The organism is Mesorhizobium sp. B2-4-1 (assembly GCF_006442185.1).
Classification (GTDB): Bacteria; Pseudomonadota; Alphaproteobacteria; order Rhizobiales; family Rhizobiaceae; genus Mesorhizobium.
This window is the reverse complement of record NZ_VFVN01000005.1, coordinates 388040-406990: the sequence shown is the minus strand read 5'-3', so window position 1 is coordinate 406990 and position 18951 is coordinate 388040. Positions and strand designations below refer to the sequence as shown.

The window sequence follows — 18951 nt, the reverse complement described above, 5'->3', positions numbered from 1 at the left end:
CAGACCAGGCTGGCCTCAGGCCACGTCGGCGGGTTCGGACTCAGATTGTTCGCCCGAAAGCATCCTGGACAACCGGCTTCCTGCTTTCGCCTTCAGCCGCCGATATTGCCCGACCTCGACGACACGGCCGTTTTCCATCGCGACCACCCAGTCGGCGAACGCGATCATCGATGGCCGGTGCGCGATGGTCAGGATCGTCATCGAGCCGCGCAGCCCGTCGATCGATTGCGCGATCAGCGCCTGGTTTTGCCAGTCGAGCGCGCTGGTCGCCTCATCGAGGATGAGCAGCGACGGCTTGCGCAGCAAGGCGCGCGCCAGCGCGATCCGCTGGCGTTCGCCGCCCGACAACCGCACGCCGCGGTCGCCGACCACCGTTTCCAGCTTGAGGTCGAGCCGTTCGACGAATTCGGCCGCATGGGCCGATCGCAATGCGGCCCACAGTTCATCGTCGCTTGCTTGCTGTGCGGCCAGGCGTAGGTTCGCCGCGATCGTGTCGTGCAGGAGAAACACGTCCTGCGGCACGTAGGCGACCTGGTCGCGCCAGCCCCGGCGATTGGCGGCGTCGATCTCGACGCCATCGACGAGGATCGTGCCGGCTGTCGGCTCGAGCAGGCCGAGCAGCATGTCGGCGATCGTGCTCTTGCCTGATCCCGAAGGGCCGATAAGGGCGGTGACCTTGCCGGCCGGAAGGCCGAAGGTGATGTCGCTCACCACCGTCTTGGCGGCGCCGTCCTCGTAGGCGAAGGAGACGCCGCGAACATTCAGTCCGAAATCGAGCGACAGCTTTCGAGCGTCCTGGATCCCGGCATGGCCAGGTTCCCGCTCGGCGTCGAAACGCATCTGCAGACTACGCATCGCGGCATAGGCGGGCAGGTTGATCAGGACCTGCTGCGCCTGCGTCTGCATGTCCATGAAGCGCGGCGCGATGCGCATGAAGACCAGTAGCAGCACCACGATCTCGGCCAGTGAGAGGTCGAAGCGAACCAGCGCAACATAGATGAACAGGCTCAAGCCGATCACGCTCGCCACCTGGAACAGGGCGGTGCCGGTCGAACTGTTGCGCACATAGGCGATGTTGTCGGCCTTCATTCTTTCAAGTGTCGCCTGCAACTGCGCGAAATAGGTCGCCTCGATGTTCAGGCTCTTGGCCACCTTGATGCCGCCGAGGAATTCCGAGACCGTCCGGTATTGATCCTGGCGGTTGGTGGTCAGGACCTGGCCAAAGGCGGTGGCCCGCGACCGGAATGGCCGCAGCGCGAGGAACATCAGCATGCCGATGACCACGGCGAACAGCGTCATGACCGGCGAAATGAACATGGAGATCACGAGATAGCCGGCCAGAAGCACGGCGATCTGCACCAGCATCAGCAGCGAGAAGGCCGCGCCCTGGACGCGGTCTATGTCCCCGGTCAGCGCATGGTCGAGGTCGGAGCCGCGCATGCGCGTGAAGACGCCCCACCGTGCCTTGCCGATGCTTTCGAACAGGTTCATGCGCAGGCGGTTGATGAAATCGAAGAGAAGCCTGGCCATGTAGACCGACTTGAAGCGGTTGAAGGCGGCCTGCAGCGCGACCAGCGCCACCAGCATGCACAACATCGTGGTCAGCTTCAGCGTGCCGTCCGGCACCAGCCAACGCATGAAATCATTGTCGGGCAGCTTGATCGCGAAGTCCTGGCCGGAGCGTCCGACCAGCTGCAACAGCGGAACCAGCAACAGGATGGAGATGCCTTCGGTCAGGCTGCCCAGGATCAGGAAGAGCAGCGCCGTCCAGGCCCGCCGCCCGCCTATCTGGGCGATAACGGCGCCGAACCCGGCGATTTCCCGAAACAATGACGGGCGAAGGAGCGATGATTTCGACATCTCCTGCTATCCCTGTCCGGCCATCAGGTCATGCTCGACGAGGCTCACGACCTCGCCGATCCTGTCGAGGCCCGTCGGCACTTCGAGCCTGCACACGCCGACGCGATCGGCGAGCCGTGCGCAATGCCCGAGATGCGCCGCCGCGAAATCGCCGACCAGGGCGGCGCGGCCGAAACGCGTGACGTATGAAAATCTGATCACGGCCGGCAAAGCGGCGATGCCGGGCATGGGCGAGATCTCAGCCTTTTGGCCGCGCTCGAGAATATAGATGCGGGTCGCCGGAACCCTGTCGCGCGAGAACGCCCCGTGCAATCGGTGCTGGGCCTTGTTGATGGCCGGATGCACCTGCGGCCGCACTTGTGCCCCTTCGAGCGAAATCGCGGCAGCCGCGTCGGCCGCCAGCTTGATCTGGGGAAAACCCGGCACGATCATCGGCTCGTCCGGATGGCTGAGATCGAGCGCCACGACGTCATCGGTAAGCAGTTCGTGCCCGGCACGGATCATGGTGCTTGCCGTCGTCGATTTGCCGGCGCCCTTGTCGCCCATGAAGATGGCGCTTTTGCCGGCAATCGCGACGGCGCTGGCATGCAGCACGAGCAGGCCGCGCTGGTGCAGGATGAGCGCCATCACCGGTCCCAGCAGCGGGAACGCGATCAGCGCATCGTCGATGCCGGGCGCCGGCTCGACCTCGATGCGGCAGGCGTCGCTGATCAGGAACGCGCCGACGGCGTGCCATGCCAGATATTGCCGATCCGGTTCGAAGTGGAAAATGGTCGCGGCCTCGGGCGAAGGCTTCGGCATATCGATCGCGCCGACGCTGATCACGATATCCGCCGCTGCCGGTTCGGCCGGCTCCAGTTCTGGCAATGTCACCTCGGAAGCGATGGTCAGGCCGTAGGCTCGATAAAAACGGCGCTGTCCGCGCGGCCAGCCTTGCGCGTGCGCGCGGAGGGCCAGCGGCTCGTTCAACGGCGTCATGCGGCACTCCCGGCGCGCTGCACCTGCCGCAGCCACAGCGACAGCGACGCCGAGCGCCAGACATACTGGACATCGAGCGGCGCCGGCCGGTCGGGCCGACTGAGCAGCCGGGCATAGGCAGCCTTCACGGCCGGCAGGTTTATGTAGGGCTCGATGCGGCCGGCGTCCGGGCCGAGCACCTGTTCCAGGAGGTCGCGGTGGTTGCGCAGCATGCCGTTGACGAGATTGCCGGTGAAATCGATCTTGTCGCGCCGCCACTGGACCGCCGCTGGCAGCACGTCTTGCATGGCGCGGCGCAGCACGTACCGGCCAAAACCGCGGCTGAGCTTCTCCTCGCCCGGCAACGCCAGGCAGAACTCGACCAGCGGCTTGTCCCAGAAGGGATAACGAGGTTCGACGCCGAAATTGGCGGCCGCCTTGTCGAGCACTTCGAAAGCATGCGGCACATAGCCGTTGGAAAGAATCCAGCGGTGGGTCAGCGCCTCGCTGGCGCTGACGTCGGCCGGCTTGTAGCCGGCTCGGTGAACCCGCTCGATAAGCTCGGTGCGGCCGGCAAGATCGGCATTGATCAGGTCGCGCCAGCTTCCGCCTTGCGAAGCCTGGGCTGGTTTTCGCAGCCTCTGCAGGAGCCGGTTCGCGGTGTGCCTGAGCCTGGCCACGCGCCAGGCGGGTCCGTAGATGGTCAGGAACTGGAAGTACATGCCGAGCATGCCGTCGCCATAGGTGTTGGAAGCGCTGCGGATCTCGCGCCACAGCTCCAGCCACTTGCCTGCATTGGCAAGCTCGTGCAGATGGCCGTGCCCCTGCGATACGACTTCGTCCCCGCCATGGCCGTCGAGAAGCACCTTGACGCCTTTGGCGCCCGCCGTCCTGTAGACCTCCCGGGTGAGCGTAAGGCCCGGCGCCAGGAACGTTCCTTCCTGCTCTTCCAGCACCCGTTCGAATTCCGCGAACGGCGCGTAGTTGCCGACCGGGATCAGCGTGCCGTCGACGCGCCCTTGTTCCAGCACCGCGTCTATGAAGGGGGTTTCGTCCATCGCCGAACCGCGTTCGAAAACCAGCGAAAAGGTGGGCAGCCTCGGCTTTCTCTCGGACAGGTTTTGCCGGCCCGCCACGCAGGCGATCGAAGAGGAGTCCAGGCCGCCGCTCAGCATGGCCCCGACCGCCGCGCTTCCGCGCATGCGGTTGCGCACGGACTGCGAGAAGAGGTGGGCGAATTCCTCGGCGGCGTCCGGCCGCATAGGCCGCGACGACGGCTCGATCTTCCAGTATCGCTGCAGCGTCACGCGCTGCCCCGTCACAGTGAGGCTGTGGCGCGCCGGGAGGCGGAAAATATCGGTATAAGGCGTCGCTTGCGGATCGTCTGGCAGCCCTGCCAGGAAACCCGAGATCTGATGTTCGCTGAGGCGGGCGCCGGCGCTGGTGACGCCAAGGATCGGGCCGATTTCGGAGGCAAAGACAAAGCGCTGCCCGTCCGCGTGATAGTAGAACGGTTTGACGCCGAAATGATCGCGCGCGCAAAACAGCACCTGCCGCTCGGCATCCCAGATGGCGAAGGCGAAGTCGCCTTGCAGGTGCACGGGACAGGCTTCGCCCCAGCGCAGATAGGCCCACATCAGGAGCACGGCGTCGGCAACCGATGCGTCGCGGACGCCGAGCCGTGCCGTCAGCTCGTCGCGATTGTCCAGGCGGCAATCCGCGGTGACGGCCAGTTTGCCGCCCGCCATCGTCAGCGGGCCGGGGCCGGCTTCATCGGTCGTGTTGAGCCAGGCGTGGCCGAGCGCGACAGCCTTGTCGGTCCACCACGAACTGCCGTCGCGGGCGCGATGACGCATGCGGGCCAGCATGCGCTGGATATCAGCTGCGGACTCCGGCGCCTCGTGCCCGTGCAGGATACCGGCCACGCCGCTCATCAGTCATTGACCATAGTCGACGAGAGGGACAAACCTGTCTATCGAGCCGCCAAGGACGACATGGTTGCCGCTGATCAGCCAGGCATGCGCCTTCAGCTGCCGGCCGGTGTCGCGCTCGATGCCGATGCGGATCTTCGAGGCGTTGCCCTGGCGGGCGAGAATGTACTGGCCGGCGAGCGCCTGGGTGAGGCAGCTTGCGCGCGGCACCAGGCGGGCCGCGGCGGCAACGCCCCAGGCGACACGGCGCAGCTCTCCCGTGCTGGCGCATTCACGCGCCTCCAGCCGGGTGACGATGCCGCGAAGGCGGTTGTAGGAGAACAGGGTCAGCCCCAGGCGAACGGCCGCGACCACCAGCAGGCAGCGGCAGAGGAACAGCATTTCCGGGCCACTCAGGGAGAGAGCTCGAAGCCGACGCCGCCGGTGCTTCGTCTGGTCGGGACTTTTCTCCGTCGCAGGTTCTTGCCGCAAAACCGTGACCCGCTTTTGCGGAACCTGCCTAGACAGGTTCCTCATGATGCAGCCTCGCAAGTCCGCTATCGGCCAGACCTTTCAACAGCGCGTCGACATCGGCCCTGCAGCGCTCGGCGTCGACATCATAGCGCGCGAGCACGGCCCGGCGGATTTCGGCAATTGGTTTCGGCTCCTGAATCAGCTCCCAGATGAAGGTGCCTACCCCGTTGAGGCTGTAGTAGATGTTGGATTTCAGGTTGAGAAGCGCCAGGCCATTGCCGAATTCGCAGGCAACCGCTTCCTTGGTCGCACTTACGCGATCGTGGTCAGATGGGTTCCAGTTCATCCGAAAACCTCGTTTGCTACACACTGTCCGCAATGCGTGTCGACAATTCTGGCGATGAAGAAAAGCCGGGTCAGGCAATGAAGAGAGGCCGGGGTTTTCACCCCGACTCCCTTTATGGTTCTTGGATTCCAGAGGCCCAACGTGTCCCTCCAGAATCAGGACAGGTTCAGGAGAACGTCAGGTCGCCAATCGGCGTGTGCGCAGGAAATGCTGCGTCGAGCGCCGTGTTGCCGCCACCGCCCTGAGTGATGGTTTCAATCGAACCATGAACCGTCAGGCTGGGCGTTTCGTACTCCTGCTTTTCAACATTCTGTTCCATTTTACACTCCATCAAGGACTGGAAACGGCCTGTCGATTGCCGGCGGCACTTTCATGCTGCGATGCAATAGCTGCATGGCAGCATTTATGAGTCAAGCCTGATTTACCGCGCATTAATCAATTATGGACTGCGCGCGCAGACACAGTCGTGAGTAACGATCTCAAGCTTTGGCCTTGATCGCCTCGAGATCCCTGCATATGGGCCTAATGCACTAGGTCAGCATAAGAAATTGATTTGCATATATAAACTTTATAAGCCCTGTCACTTCAAGGCATGGCGACAATAATGCCCTAGCGCCGGGTCTCCCGGTAGGTTTGCTACGGAACGCCGAAAAGGCCACTCGTCCCTTGTGGTCCAGCAGTTCTCCTCATCGTTCGCCCGAGCCGGTTTCGATAAACGTCGGGGCCGGATTTTTGCGCTGCAAAAGGAAAAACTGGACGGCGCAAAAGTTTTTGGCGATGCTTTGCTTCGCACCTGCAGCATAGGCGTCGCGCCGATCGCTTCTGGAGAACCGTGCGCCCGATGGCCCTGACCGAACGTTCATATGAGCGACTGCGCGCCGCCGATTGCGCCAGCGAGATCGCCTATGTGCAGGCCTGTCTGCGGCTGTTCTTCGCGGCGCGATCCGGCGCCGCGCCCGGCGATGCCTCCGGCCTCTCCGTAACCAATGTCACCGACATAGCCAGGTTGAACAAGGTCGCGACCTTTATCCTCAAGGTGCTGTCGAGCGCACCCGCGAACGGGCCGCCGGCCCAGCTCTCCCAATGGCTCGACGCCTACCGCCGGAAGACCGTTTCGATGAACGCGTCCTGCATCATGGATTCGATGGCGATCCAGGCGGCGCTGCGCGACAGGCAGATCGATTTCGTTTTCCTGAAAGGTCCCTTCCAGCAGCATCTGCTTTACGACGACCATTTCATGAAGCCTTCGGGCGATGTCGACATATTGGTGGCGCCGGGCGGGTTTTTCAGGGCGCGCGAGGCGCTCCGCTCGATCGGCTACGAGATCGCCGGCAAGTCGCGCTCCGTCTGGTGGGTCCGTTTCCTCGGCGAACAGCACATGATCCGCGGCGACGGGCCGACGCAGTCCACCGTCGACCTGCATTATCGGCTCCAGCAACCCGGCTCGCCCAGCCCGCGCGACGCGGATGGCTTCCTGCGGCGCAAACGGCAGGTCGAGATCACCGGCGTCGAGGTGCCGTTCACATCGGTGGCCGACACTCTGCTGTTGTCCTGCATCAGCGTCGCCAAGGCGCTTTTTAACCGGGAACCCTGCGCCGGTTACGTCTGCGACGTGCGCGCCAGCGCCGACCGCTTGGACGAAGCCGAGCAGCAGCGCCTGCTCGACGCCGCCGCGGCGCAGGGGCTGGACGACACGCTGCTGCTTGGCCTGCGCGCCGCCGACGTGCTCCTCGGCGGCGCCGACACGCTCTTGTCGCAGCGCGCCGCGCGGATGCTGTCGCGCATCGGCAATGAGGATCTGCTCAACATGGTCATCGCGCCATGGCTGTCATCCCTGCGATGGCCGCAGCGGCGCACCGTGCTGTGGGAGTTGTGCGGTCGTGCGCCGGTCCGCTATCTGGCGGAAGCCGGCTGGGCGGCATCGGCCGACATCAGCCGCCGCATCTTCGAACGGCAGGGCAGCCCGTGACGGGAAGCCTGTCGGGCATCGAACACGTACAGGGCGAGGGCAGAATGGAACCTGTGCAAGAGGCAAATTCATGTCGATGACAAAATCAAAGGTCTGCGTGATCATCGCGGCCCGAAACGCGGCGCGAACAATCGCGGTCGCCATCGCGTCCGCGCTGCGCGAACCGGAAGTGGCCGAAGTCGTCGTCGTCGATGACGCCTCCACCGATGACACGGCCCAAGTCGCCCGCGCCGCCGATGACGGCAGCGACCGGCTCGCGGTGATCCGTCTCGACGTCAATCGCGGCCCCTCCTTCGCCCGCAACGCCGCCATCGCCGCCTCGCAATCGCCATTCATCGCCATTCTGGACGCCGACGACTTCTTTCTCGCGGGCAGATTTCACAATCTGTTTGCCGGCGCGGACTGGGATTTCGCGGCCGACAACATCATGCTCATCAGGGACGACGCCTTGAGCGATGTCACCCAGATCGTCGCACCGCAGTTCGCGGCCGAGCCGGAATTCCTCGACCTGGAGCGCTTCGTCGAAGGCAACATCTCCAGGCGCAACGTGCGCAGAGGCGAACTCGGTTTCCTCAAGCCGGTGATCAGCCGCGCTTTTCTCGACAGGCACGGCTTGCGCTATGACGAGAGCTTGCGTCTGGGCGAGGATTACGAACTCTACGCGCGCGCGGTCGCCAGCGGCGCGCGCTTCAAGGTCATCCGCTCCTGCGGTTACGGCGCCATCGTGCGGGCCGATTCGCTGAGCGGCCGCCACAAGACCCAGGACCTGAAGCGTCTTGCCGACGCCGACCTGGCGCTGCTGGCGATCGACAGCCTGCCTGAGGGTTCCAAAGCGGTGCTGCGCCGCCACGAGCGCCACGTGCGGGACAAATACCGGCTGCGCAATTTCCTCGACGTCAAGGCAGAGCGGGGCCTGGCGTCGGCCGCGGCCTATGCCTTCGCAAGCCAATCCAACCTGGTTCCCATCGTCCAGGGCGTGGCGTCCGACAAGCTCGAGGCGCTGTTTCGCCGCGTCGGGTTAGCCTCCCGGCGTCAACATGTGCCGCCAATGCGTTTTCTCATGGCCGGCACCAGCACGGGCAAGCAGCCTTGAATGCGGGCGTCCGGCCGCGCTCTTGCCAGCCCGTCGCGCAAAGCATTTCCGGCGGATTTATGAGTTTACGAATTGGGTGGTTGCCTAGCCGGCCGGAGGATGGCAGTCTATGTTGCGGTGCAGCAATTAGGATGGCCAATGAACCGGCCTCCGATCGGACTGCCCGATATTGAACCGGTAAGGGGTCCGGCCGACGGCCGGACCACCATAGGACTTTGAACGCATGGCCTCGATATTCGGCTTCAGATCAAGGAATCCGGCCCGCGACCGCCAGACCGACATTTCGCGCCTCGACCGCCTGGCGAAGCTGTTCGAGCAGATCGCGGCCGAGATCGAGGCGGAGCGAAACGGGCTGGAGAATCGCTACAAGGCGACGGCCACCAACGCCGCCTTTTTGGTCGAGGCCATGGAGAACGGCTCGGCGTCTGCGCGCCGCTCCGCCGAGGTCGATGAATTGACGACCTCGATCCTGAATTGCGAGCGCCGCATCGCGGCGTTGTCACGCCAGAACGGCATGGTCCGGGAGCTTCGTCATTCGCTGGACATGGTTTTCGATGAGGACGGGTCGTCCGATATGACGGCCAGCCAGAGGCTCGCCAAACCGGCAGGCGCCGGCAGAGGGTGAAGGCTGAAGGGTGGATTTGGCGCGAGGCGAGAAGGCAGCTTGGGGAGGGGCTGACGAGAGAAAGAAAGCGCCGTTTGGCTACGGCTCGAATGGCTACTTTGGGTTGGGGATGCACAGCGCAAAGGTTGAGTTTCGTATGAATGCGGATCCGAGAACCACGTTCACCGTCGCAGTTCGCGGCATATCGTCAACGCGCCAGGCCAGGCAAGCCCGCCCGGGCGGTTCCACCGGACGCAGGGCTGCCCTGGTCGCGCTGGCCGCTCTCGCTGGCCTGTTCGCCGGGCCGGCGCCATCCTGGTCGCAGGATCTGAAGTCGGCGCCCTCATTCGTCGATGATTTCACCAGCTTCAACCGCCAGCGCTGGTATGTCTCCGATGGCTGGACGAATGGCGGCCATCAGAATTGCACCTGGGCGAAGGGGCAGGTCAGCCTGGCGGACGGCGTGCTGTCATTGGGTTTCGAGAAGCAGAAGACGAAGGATCGCGACTACGCTTGCGGCGAAATCCAGACCAAGCAGCGATTCGGCTATGGCACCTACGAGGCGCGCATGAAAACCGACACCGGTCCCGGCCTCAACGCGGCTTTCTTCTCCTATATCGGCCCGTCGGACAAGCAGCCCTGGGACGAGATCGACTTCGAGATCCTGACCAAGGACACGTCCAAGGTGCAGGTCAATGCCTACATCGCCGGCAAGGGCAAGAACGAGAAGCTGGTCGACGTGCCGGGCGGCACGGAAAAGGCCTTCAACGACTACGCCTTCGTCTGGCAGAAGGACAGTTTGCGCTGGTACGTCAACGGCCAACTGGTGAACACCATCACCGATCCGGCAAAGCTGCCCAGCCATGCTCAGAAGATCTTCTTCAGCCTCTGGGGCAGCGATACGATGACCGGATGGTTGGGCGCATTCGCCGATCCCGGACGCAAGCTTTCGCTGCAGATCGAGCGCGTCGCCTTCACCGCGCAGGGCGAACCCTGCCAGTTTCCGGAATCGCTGGCATGCAGCGTAAAATAGAACCTATTGGAAAAGTCGATTTGAACCGGCCGGGCCGAACACGGTCCGCTGCCCTGGACAGGAACAAAACAGAATGAATTTGACGGTGTTTGGTATCGGCTATGTCGGTCTCGTGCAGGCTGCTGTGCTTGCCGAAGTGGGCCACCAGGTCGTCTGCGTCGACATCGACGCGAACAAGGTCGAGCGGCTCAATCAAGGTCTCGTCCCGATTTTCGAGCCGGGCCTGGAAAGCATCGTGAGGGAGAACCATGCCGCCGGCCGCATCAAGTTCACCACCGACGCGGCCGCCGCCGTCAGGCATGGTGAAATCCAGATGATCGCGGTCGGCACGCCTCCCGGCGAGGATGGCTCGGCCGATCTCAAATATGTGCTGGCGGTCGCCGAGGCGATCGGCCGGGAAATGGATGCGCCCAAGATCGTCGTCGGCAAGTCGACCGTGCCGGTCGGCACCTGCGAGAAGATCAAGGCCAGGATCGCCGAAACGCTGAAGAAAAGAGGCCGCGAGGACCTGACCTTCGACGTCGCTTCCAATCCGGAATTCCTCAAGGAAGGGTCCGCCGTCGCCGATTGCATGAGGCCGGACCGCATCATCGTCGGCACATCGAGCGAGGACACCGAGGCGGTGATGCGTGAGCTCTACGCCCCCTTCAACCGCAACCACGAGAAGATGATCGTGATGGATGTGCGCAGCGCCGAATTCACCAAATACGCGGCCAATTGCATGCTCGCCACCAAGATCAGCTTCATGAACGAAATGGCGAATCTGGCCGAACAGCTCGGCGCCGACATCGAGGAGGTGCGCAAGGGCATCGGCAGCGATCCGCGCATCGGCTACCACTTCATTTATCCGGGCCTCGGCTATGGCGGCTCCTGCTTTCCCAAGGACGTGCGCGCCCTGATCAAGACCGCTGAAGGCGTCAAGTTCGACGCCAAGCTGCTGCGCGCCGTCGAGGAGCGCAACAACGAGCAGAAGTCCGTGCTGTTCGACAAGGTGAACCGCTATTTCAAGGGCAACCTCAAGGGCAAGACCTTCGCGCTCTGGGGCCTGGCTTTCAAGCCCAACACCGACGACATGCGCGAGGCGCCCGCCCGCACGCTGATGGAGGCACTCTGGAACGTCGGCGCCACCGTGCAGGCCTATGATCCCGAGGCGATGCAGGAATGCCAGGCCATCTATGGGCTGCGCGACGACCTGCTTCTGTGCGGCACCAAGGAAGCGGCGCTGCGCGGCGCCGATGCGCTGCTGATCGCCACCGAGTGGAAGAGTTTTCGCGCGCCGTCCTTCGACGCGCTGAAGGACGCGCTGACCACGCCGATCATCTTCGACGGCCGCAACCTCTATGATCCCAAGGTCATCGCCCGCCACGGCATCGAATATCACTCGATCGGCAGGATGGCGGCATGAGACCGGGCTTGGGCAATCCAATGTGGGATCGCCGCGGCCGGCCGGTGTGCTTGCCATGACGAACGCACAAGACCCGGAAAGGAGTTGCGGCTGATGGTGCTGGACGTAAAGCCGGAGCAGATCACCAAGGACCACTTCGACGTTGTCGCGATCGGTTCCGGTTTCGGTTCGGCCTTCTTCCTGCACGAATTCACGAAGCGGCGTAAGGCGCGCATCCTGCTCCTGGAATGGGGCCGCCACAACACGCATGAATGGCAGCTCAAGCAGAACGTCAACACCGACATCGAGGACGAGTCGACCTACAAGACCAATTCCGACAAGCCCTGGAACTACACGATCGGGCTGGGCGGCGGCACCAATTGCTGGTTCGCGCAGACGCCGAGGTTCCATCCCAACGACTTCAGGCTGAAAAGCACCTACGGCATCGGCAATGACTGGCCGATCAGCTATGACGACGTCGAACCGTTCTATTGCGACGCCGAAGACATCATGTCGATCTCGGGCGATCCCGACATGGCGGCGATGCTGCCGCGTTCGAAGCCTTTTCCGCAGCCGCCGCACCGCATGTCGACGCCCGACCGGATCATGAAGGCGGCGCAGCCCGGCCAGCATTTCGTCATGCCCACCGCGCGCGCCCGCGTGCCGACCGCGCAGCGCACCTCGTGCTGCGCCAACCTCAGATGCTGGCTATGCCCGGTCGACGCCAAGTTCACCGCCAACAATGGCCTGATGCATGTCTTCGAGCATCCCGACGTGTCGGTCTGCCTCGGTTCGGAAGTGCGCCGGCTCGATCATGTCGGCGGGACGGTCCGCTCGGTCACCTTCGTCCATGGCGGCAAGGAATATCAGGTCAGCGGCGACCTCTTCATTCTCGGCGCCAATGCCATCCAGAGTGCGGCGATCATGCTGCGGTCCGGCCTGGGAGGCGAATTCGTCGGCCGCGGCCTGCATGAATCCTATGGCTGGAATTTCGAGGTCTATCTCGACGGTGTCGACAATTTCGACGGCAGCACCATCACCACCGGCTTGAATTTCGGCCTCTATGACGGTCCGCACCGGTCCGAGCACGCCGCGGCGCTGGTCTATTTCGAGAACCGCTGGCAACACGGCATGCGCGCCGAGAAGGGACGGCTGCGCCAGGCTCTGCCGCTTGTCGTGGTGACCGAGAACCTGCTCGACCATGAGAATTTCGTCACGCTCGACGAGGACGACAACGCCTTCGTCAGCTTCAAGGCGCCGTCGGACTACGCGGTCAAGGGCATGGCGCGGGCGCTGGAGAAACTGCCCGGGCTGCTCGCCCCGCTACCGGTCGAACAGCTTTTCGATCGCGGCATCCGGCCAACCGAATCGCATGTCCAGGGTACGCTCCGGATGGGAACGGGCCCGGCCGATTCGGTGGTCGACAGCGGCATGATTCATCACCAGCTCAGGAACCTGGTCGTGGTCGGCACCAGCACATATCCGAGCTGTTCATGCGCCAATCCGAGCCTGACCGCGGCAGCGCTGTCCCTGCGGGCGGCGAGCCGGATGGCGTGAGAGGAGCAAACCAGATGATAGAGATCTCGCGACGCTCCGCACTGGCCGTCATGGCGGGCGGGGTGGTATCGACCGGCATTGCCTACGCGGCAGTGTCCTCGTTTTCGGATGAGGATCTGGTGCGCGTCACGCTCGAGAAATATTTCGGCAAGCTCAACATGCGCATCGAGCATTTGCAGCAGTTCGTCCTGGCGTTCCGCGACAGGAACCCATGGATATTCCCGAGCAAGAAACTCAGCGACGCCGTCACCTTGCTCGAGGAGACAAGGCTGGGCAAAGCCCGCGCTCTGCTGCCGGAGCAGAAGAAGCAGGACCTCCTGCATTTCGACCGCTGGCTGATCGCCGAATTCCACATGCTGACCGACTACGCCTGGCGCAGTTCGCCGGGCGATCCGATCCGGTTCACCGGATGGCAGCCATGCACCAATCCGTTCGCCAATCTCGAGCAACAGAGTGCCTGAGGCGGTGTCGGAGCAAGCTCTCGGGCCACATTGAACGAAACGCGAAAGAACCAGGAGCCAGGAACCATGAAAGTTCTTTTTGCAGGCGGCAACGGATATACGCCCGAATTCAGCGGCGGCGTCCAGTCGAGCACCCATCATCTGGCGGAACAGTTGATCGAGCACGGCCATGAGGCGGCCGTACTGGCCGCCCTGTTCGGCGACGGTGTCTTCGGCTTCAAGGCGCGCGCCAAGATGAAGCTGCTGCGTCAGCCGGCGGTCATCGACAGTTTTCCCGGTTATCCGGTGGTGCGGGCCTGGTTTCCCTGGAAGGCGGCCGATTTTGCCGTCCGCAGATTGAAGCCGGATGTGGCCGTCGTCCAATGCCACAAGTCGGTTCCGGTGGGCAAGGCGCTGCAGGCCGAAGGCGTGCCGCTGGTCGTCTATCTCAGGAACGTCGAGTTCCATGAGCTGGGCGGCGATCTGCGCGAGCTGCATTCGGCGCTCTACATCGCCAATTCGCAATTCACCGCGCGCGCCTACAAACAGAAGTTCGGCATCGATGCGGCGGTGCTGCCGCCGACCATCAATGCCGCCCTCTACAGCACGCCGACCACGGGCCAGTTCGTCACCTTGATCAATCCGTACGAGGAGAAAGGCTTCGAGCTCGCCGTGCGCATCGCCGGCGCCTGCCCCGAGATTCCGTTCCTGTTCGTGGAGAGCTGGAAGCTCGCCGACGATCATCGCGCCCGCATCGAGCAGACCATCGCCCCGTTCTCCAACATCAGGCTGGAGAACCGCACCGGCGACATGAAGACCGTCTATGGCCGCACCAGGATCCTGCTGGCGCCCAGCAAATGGGAAGAGGCCTGGGGCCGTGTGGCCTCGGAAGCCCATTGCAGCGGCATTCCCGTCATTAGCTCGCGGCGCGGCGGCCTGCCCGAAGCGGTCGGACCGGGCGGCGTGGTGCTCGATTACGAAGCTCCGCTCACCGACTGGGTCGCGGCTGTCAGGCTGCTGTGGAACGACCGCCAGGAATATGACCGGCTCTCGGCCACGGCGCGCAGCTTCTCCGAGCGTCCGGAGCTCGATCCTGACCGCCAGTTCCTCACCTTCTTTTCCATACTGGACAAGGCCACGCAGCAGCGTTCGCGACAGGCGGCGTAGCCAAGGCTCAGGCTGGCACCGGACCTGGCAGCCCTGGAATAGGAATTTTTTCTTGACAGGGTGAAGGCAGCTATGGTAGATTTTTGGTCATGGTGCTGAGTTGCGCCGGAAACCCGCCGCACAGGCGGGTTTTTCGTTTGATGCTTCTCGACCGGCGCGCCGGCGAACACTCCGAAGGAACCCGTTAATCTGGATTCGCAGCCTTGGCGGATCAGGCCAGGCGCTTGACCCGGCTTTTCAGCGTCTCGTAGCCGCGGGCGCCGAGCAGGGCGCGGGCAAGGGCCTTGGCGGCGCCCTTGCGCCCTTCCTGTGACTTGGCCTGTCGCAACCTGGCCGGCAGGTTGCGCGCCGCCTGGCCGAGCGCCGGGAGCGACAGCGCGTTGGGAAAGCTGACCATGTGCGTTTCGACGCACAGCACCGGTTTGCCCGACAGCTCGGTGATCCTCAGCGCCTGCTCGTGCTCGCTCTCGATGAACAGGATGGCATCGGATTTGCGGTAGAATTCGGCCTTGAAACTGCCATGCGCGCCAAGCCGCTGGCGCTCCGCCTTGCTCGGCAGGTCGAGCATGATCAGATGATCGTACTTGATCTCGTGCTTGGCCAGCCATGCCTCGGTCAAGGCGCGGTATTTCTCCAGCCGGCTGGTCACCAGCCAGCCGATCTTGCGGGTCGCGGTATGGAGCGGCCGCGCTTCGCTGAGGAATTTCTCGTAGGCCGGACCGTCGTCGTTTTCCGCCTCGGTCGGATCGAGGCACAGCACCCCGTCTATGTCGACGCAGCATTGCGCCAGGAATTTATGATGCATGAAGTTCCACTGGAACATGCGCGGGTGCGGCACGACCTCGAAGACGACATCGGTCTCGGCATGCTGCGGCTCAAGCCCGAACACGGCGGCAAAGGTGTAGTCTGCCTCGATGCCGGCACCCTCTATGCGGGCGCGGGCGTCGCGCATGGCGTTGCCGCCGGAGACGCTGTCGTCGATCACCAGCACCTTGCGCATTTCCGCGACCTTGCGGTCGAGCACCGCACGGCGCTTGGTGATGCCCGATGTGTAGACGCGACCCTCGAGGAAGGAGTCCAGGTCGGTCATCGGTATGTTCGCCGCGAGACTGACCAGCGTCGCTGCCAGCACCCCGCTTCTGGGGACGCCGACCACCAGGTCGATGTCGCGCGGCAACCGGTGAAGGTTGCTCACGATCGCGTCGTTCATGTCTGAGATCGATCGGTAATGCATGGATCAGGCCTGATGCTCGGGTGAACGGTAAGGGTCGAAAGCGCCAAAATTATTGCGCCTCGCGCGGTGCTGCCGCCGGCGGCCTTGCCGGCAGCATTTTCAAGGCCTCGCGCAAGGCTTCACGGCCGGCTGCGAAGGCCAGCGCGATGACGATGGTGATGAGATAGGCAAGGATCGCGCCGCTGGCCAAGGCAATGACATGCTGCTGCGGCAGCAGCGGCTTGACCAACCAGACCACCGCCAGCGCCACATGCGCGCCGAGCACGAACGGCGTCGCCGCGCGAAGCACGTGGCTTGCCCGCAGCGGCCCGCTCCTGCCGACATAGAGCCAGAGGAAAGGCGTGCGCAGATATTCGCTGACGGCATAGGCGATCGCCACGCCGAGCGCGCCATAAGGCAGGCCCAGCACGAAAGCGAGCACCGACGTCACCGCCGTGATGATGCCCCAGCGCATGAAGTCGCCGGAGCGGCCCTGGCTGACGAACAGCCATCCGGCCGGATTGTTGAGCGGCTGCAGCAGCCCGGCGAAGCCCAGCGCCAGGAAAATCGAGGCGCTTGCGCGCCATTGCTCACCGAGCACGAAGGGGATGAGTATGTCGGACATGGCGGTGGCGAAAGCGACGCCGGGAAGCGCCACCAGCAGGATCAGCGGCATGACGCGAAGATAGGCGCTGCGGTAGCGGTCGGGCTCGTCCTTCAGCCTGGAAAGAGCCGGCACCATCACCTTCGACAGCGGGTTCGTGATCTGGCTCAGCGGGAACAGGAGCAGCTTGTAGGCACGGTCATAGAGGCCGAGCTGCGCCTCGCCCCAGTATTTTCCGATCAGCACGTTGTCGAGATTGCGGGCGAAGAAATTGGCGAAGTTGAAGCCGGTTATGCCGGCGCCGAAATTGATCAGCTCGCTGATCCCGGCGACCTTGCGCGGCAGGCTGGGCCGCCAGCGCGAACTGGCCCAGTAGCACAGCGTCGGCAGCACGGCTCCGGTCAAGGTGCCGGCGAAAAGTGCCCAGTAGGAGCGGTCGATGAAGGTCCAGGCGATCGACACGGCAAGACCAGCCACGGCGCCTGCGACATCGATGATGGCCAGGCGGCCGAACTGCATGCGGCGGGTCAGGAGCGCCAGATGCTGCGCACCGAGGCCGTAGGCCATGATCTGCAGGCCCAGCGCCGCCACCAGGCCAGCCACACGCGGTTCGCCGTAGAAGGCGGCGACCAGCGGTGCCGCGCCGGCAAGCACGCAGGCCAGGATGGCGCTGACGGCGACATTGATCCAGAACAGGTAGTTCACCTCGTCGTGCCGTATGCCCGATTTCTGGATGGTCGCCTGGGTGAGGCCGAAATCCTGGAACAGCGCGATGAAGGCCAGCACCGGCGCGCACATCGCCACGACGCCGAAATCCTGCGGCAACAGGAGACGCGACAGCACGATGACGGAAATGATCTGCGTGGCGACCCGCACGGACTGCGACAAGGCCGTCACGACCGCGCCGCGCCCGACGGATTTGCGCAGCGAGCCTTCTGGCGGATCGAATGGATTGGCTTCCAAATTCAGGATTCCTGATTCTTGTGCAGGTTCCGACCAGGAACCCTGCAACCGCCGCCGCGGCCAAATTACGGCATTTATTTTGCAGTGCAACAAAAAACGTGGATTTTGCTACGCTGCACCAAAAATGTTGCGATGCAGCAAGACCTGTACTAGGTTCGCCGTGGGTGGGCCAACAGCGGTCGAGTTTTCATGCTGAATGTCTTGTACCTTGTGCATGACGTTTCCGACCCGGCAGTGCGCCGGCGGATTACAATGCTCAGGGCAGGTGGCGCCCAGGTCACGCTCGCAGGCTTCCGCCGCACGGCAAATCGCATTGCCGACGTCGAGGGTTTGCGGCCGCTGGATCTCGGCGCGACGCGTGACGGGCGATTCGCCCAGCGCCTGACGGCAGTCGCCAAGGCGGCGGTTTCGATCGGCACCAGGCTCCGCGGCATGCCGAGGCCCGATCTCATCATCGCGCGCAACCTGGAAATGCTGGCGCTCGCCCGCCGCGCCAACACGGCATTCGGCGCCGCGGTGCCGATCGTCTATGAATGCCTCGACATCCATCGCCTGATGCTTCGCAGCGATGCGGTCGGCAAGGCGCTGCGTGCCACGGAACGTTACCTTGCCAGGGACGTAAGGCTGCTGGTGACCAGCTCGCCCGCATTCACCGCCAATTATTTCGAGCCGTACGGCCAGGTGACGGCGCCGGTCGAACTGGTCGAAAACAAATATTTCGAGGCAGCGGCGATCCTGCCGGCCGAGCATGAGATGGCCGAGGCGCCTGTCGCGCCACCCTGGCGCATCGGCTGGTTCGGGGCATTGCGCTGCCGCCGCTCGCTCGAACTCCTGGCCGATTTCTCGCGCCGCGCCGACGGCCGGTTCGAGATCGTGCTGCGCGGCCGCCCGGCGTTGACCGAATTCCCGGATTTCCACGCCTTCGTCGAGGCGGAGCCCTGGCTTTCGTTTCGCGGACCCTACCGCAACCCGGAGGACATGGCGGCGATCTACCGGGACGTGCATTTCTCCTGGGCGATCGATTTCTTCGAGGCGGGCCAGAATTCCGAATGGCTGCTGCCCAATCGCCTCTATGAAGGCTGCCGATTCGGCGCGGTGCCGATCTCGATGGCCAACACGGAAACTGGGCGGTTCCTCGGCCGGCAAGGCATCGGCATTCTGTTGCCCGAAGCCTCACCCGACGCGCTCGAAGCCGCCATCGGCAAGATGGAGGAGCGCCGCTTCAGCACGTTGAAGGAGCGCGTTCTGTCGCGCAACCCCAGGATATGGAGCTATGATCGCAGCGATTGCCAGGCGCTGGTCGACAAGCTTCGCAGCCTGGCCGCCATGCGCCAACCCTTCGCGGCCGAGGCTTTGGCCTAGGATGGAGATCGCCCG

General features: G+C 63.8%; 17 protein-coding genes. 9 read left to right on the top strand and 8 right to left on the bottom strand.

Translation table 11 applies throughout. From position 1 onward, the window contains the following. Positions 1 to 15 precede the first annotated feature (15 nt). The 6 genes from FJ949_RS16235 to FJ949_RS16210 form a co-directional block, all read right to left on the bottom strand. Positions 16 to 1860 carry an ABC transporter ATP-binding protein gene (locus tag FJ949_RS16235; RefSeq protein WP_140497199.1) on the bottom strand — a complete coding sequence of 615 codons (1845 nt, stop codon included), beginning with the start codon at positions 1858 to 1860 and terminating at the stop codon, positions 16 to 18. A gap of 6 nt (positions 1861 to 1866) precedes the next feature. Beyond that, entirely contained in the window at positions 1867 to 2838 is a 972-nt protein-coding gene (locus tag FJ949_RS16230; protein WP_140497197.1) for a serine kinase, read from the bottom strand. Next, a complete protein-coding gene (locus FJ949_RS16225) occupies positions 2835 to 4751 on the bottom strand; it encodes a lasso peptide isopeptide bond-forming cyclase (RefSeq protein WP_140497195.1) in 1917 nt (638 codons plus the stop codon). Before FJ949_RS16225 ends, FJ949_RS16230 begins: the two co-directional genes overlap by 4 nt. A gap of 3 nt (positions 4752 to 4754) precedes the next feature. Further along, positions 4755 to 5129 (bottom strand): lasso peptide biosynthesis B2 protein, encoded by a 375-nt coding sequence (locus tag FJ949_RS16220; RefSeq protein WP_224618327.1) that lies wholly within the window; start codon positions 5127 to 5129, stop codon positions 4755 to 4757. A gap of 118 nt (positions 5130 to 5247) precedes the next feature. Then, on the bottom strand, positions 5248 to 5547 hold the full coding sequence (locus FJ949_RS16215) for a PqqD family protein (protein WP_140497191.1): 300 nt from the start codon (positions 5545 to 5547) through the stop codon (positions 5248 to 5250). A gap of 166 nt (positions 5548 to 5713) precedes the next feature. Further along, positions 5714 to 5866 (bottom strand): lasso peptide, encoded by a 153-nt coding sequence (locus tag FJ949_RS16210; protein ID WP_140497189.1) that lies wholly within the window; start codon positions 5864 to 5866, stop codon positions 5714 to 5716. Positions 5867 to 6388: 522 nt separating this feature from the next. Here FJ949_RS16210 and FJ949_RS16205 point away from each other — a divergent pair. The 8 genes from FJ949_RS16205 (at position 6389) to FJ949_RS16170 (ending at position 14794) form a co-directional block, all read left to right on the top strand. Then, positions 6389 to 7516 carry a nucleotidyltransferase family protein gene (locus FJ949_RS16205; RefSeq protein WP_140497187.1) on the top strand — a complete coding sequence of 376 codons (1128 nt, stop codon included), beginning with the start codon at positions 6389 to 6391 and terminating at the stop codon, positions 7514 to 7516. A gap of 70 nt (positions 7517 to 7586) precedes the next feature. Beyond that, positions 7587 to 8609, top strand: coding sequence for a glycosyltransferase (locus FJ949_RS16200; protein ID WP_140497185.1), 1023 nt, complete (start codon positions 7587 to 7589; stop codon positions 8607 to 8609). A 223-nt stretch (positions 8610 to 8832) separates the two neighbouring features. Continuing rightward, positions 8833 to 9234 carry a hypothetical protein gene (locus FJ949_RS16195; RefSeq protein ID WP_140497183.1) on the top strand — a complete coding sequence of 134 codons (402 nt, stop codon included), beginning with the start codon at positions 8833 to 8835 and terminating at the stop codon, positions 9232 to 9234. 136 nt (positions 9235 to 9370) lie between these two features. After that, the gene (locus FJ949_RS16190) at positions 9371 to 10246 is read left to right on the top strand and encodes a family 16 glycosylhydrolase (RefSeq protein WP_140497181.1); all 876 of its coding nucleotides are present in this window, start codon (positions 9371 to 9373) and stop codon (positions 10244 to 10246) included. A 73-nt stretch (positions 10247 to 10319) separates the two neighbouring features. Then, positions 10320 to 11651 (top strand): UDP-glucose/GDP-mannose dehydrogenase family protein, encoded by a 1332-nt coding sequence (locus tag FJ949_RS16185; protein ID WP_140497179.1) that lies wholly within the window; start codon positions 10320 to 10322, stop codon positions 11649 to 11651. Positions 11652 to 11744: 93 nt separating this feature from the next. Then, complete coding sequence (locus FJ949_RS16180; protein ID WP_140497177.1) at positions 11745 to 13187, top strand: GMC family oxidoreductase; 1443 nt, start codon at positions 11745 to 11747, stop codon at positions 13185 to 13187. Positions 13188 to 13201: 14 nt separating this feature from the next. Then, a complete protein-coding gene (locus FJ949_RS16175; protein ID WP_140497175.1) occupies positions 13202 to 13648 on the top strand; it encodes a hypothetical protein in 447 nt (148 codons plus the stop codon). Positions 13649 to 13714: 66 nt separating this feature from the next. Beyond that, on the top strand, positions 13715 to 14794 hold the full coding sequence (locus FJ949_RS16170; RefSeq protein WP_140497173.1) for a glycosyltransferase: 1080 nt from the start codon (positions 13715 to 13717) through the stop codon (positions 14792 to 14794). A gap of 211 nt (positions 14795 to 15005) precedes the next feature. Here the strand turns inward: FJ949_RS16170 and FJ949_RS16165 are convergent, their stop codons facing one another. After that, positions 15006 to 16028 (bottom strand): phosphoribosyltransferase family protein, encoded by a 1023-nt coding sequence (locus FJ949_RS16165; protein ID WP_140497171.1) that lies wholly within the window; start codon positions 16026 to 16028, stop codon positions 15006 to 15008. A 49-nt stretch (positions 16029 to 16077) separates the two neighbouring features. Further along, complete coding sequence (locus FJ949_RS16160; RefSeq protein ID WP_140497169.1) at positions 16078 to 17574, bottom strand: lipopolysaccharide biosynthesis protein; 1497 nt, start codon at positions 17572 to 17574, stop codon at positions 16078 to 16080. 189 nt (positions 17575 to 17763) lie between these two features. Here FJ949_RS16160 and FJ949_RS16155 point away from each other — a divergent pair, with 189 nt between their 5' ends. Next, complete coding sequence (locus FJ949_RS16155; RefSeq protein ID WP_140497167.1) at positions 17764 to 18936, top strand: glycosyltransferase family 4 protein; 1173 nt, start codon at positions 17764 to 17766, stop codon at positions 18934 to 18936. Positions 18937 to 18951 lie beyond the last annotated feature (15 nt).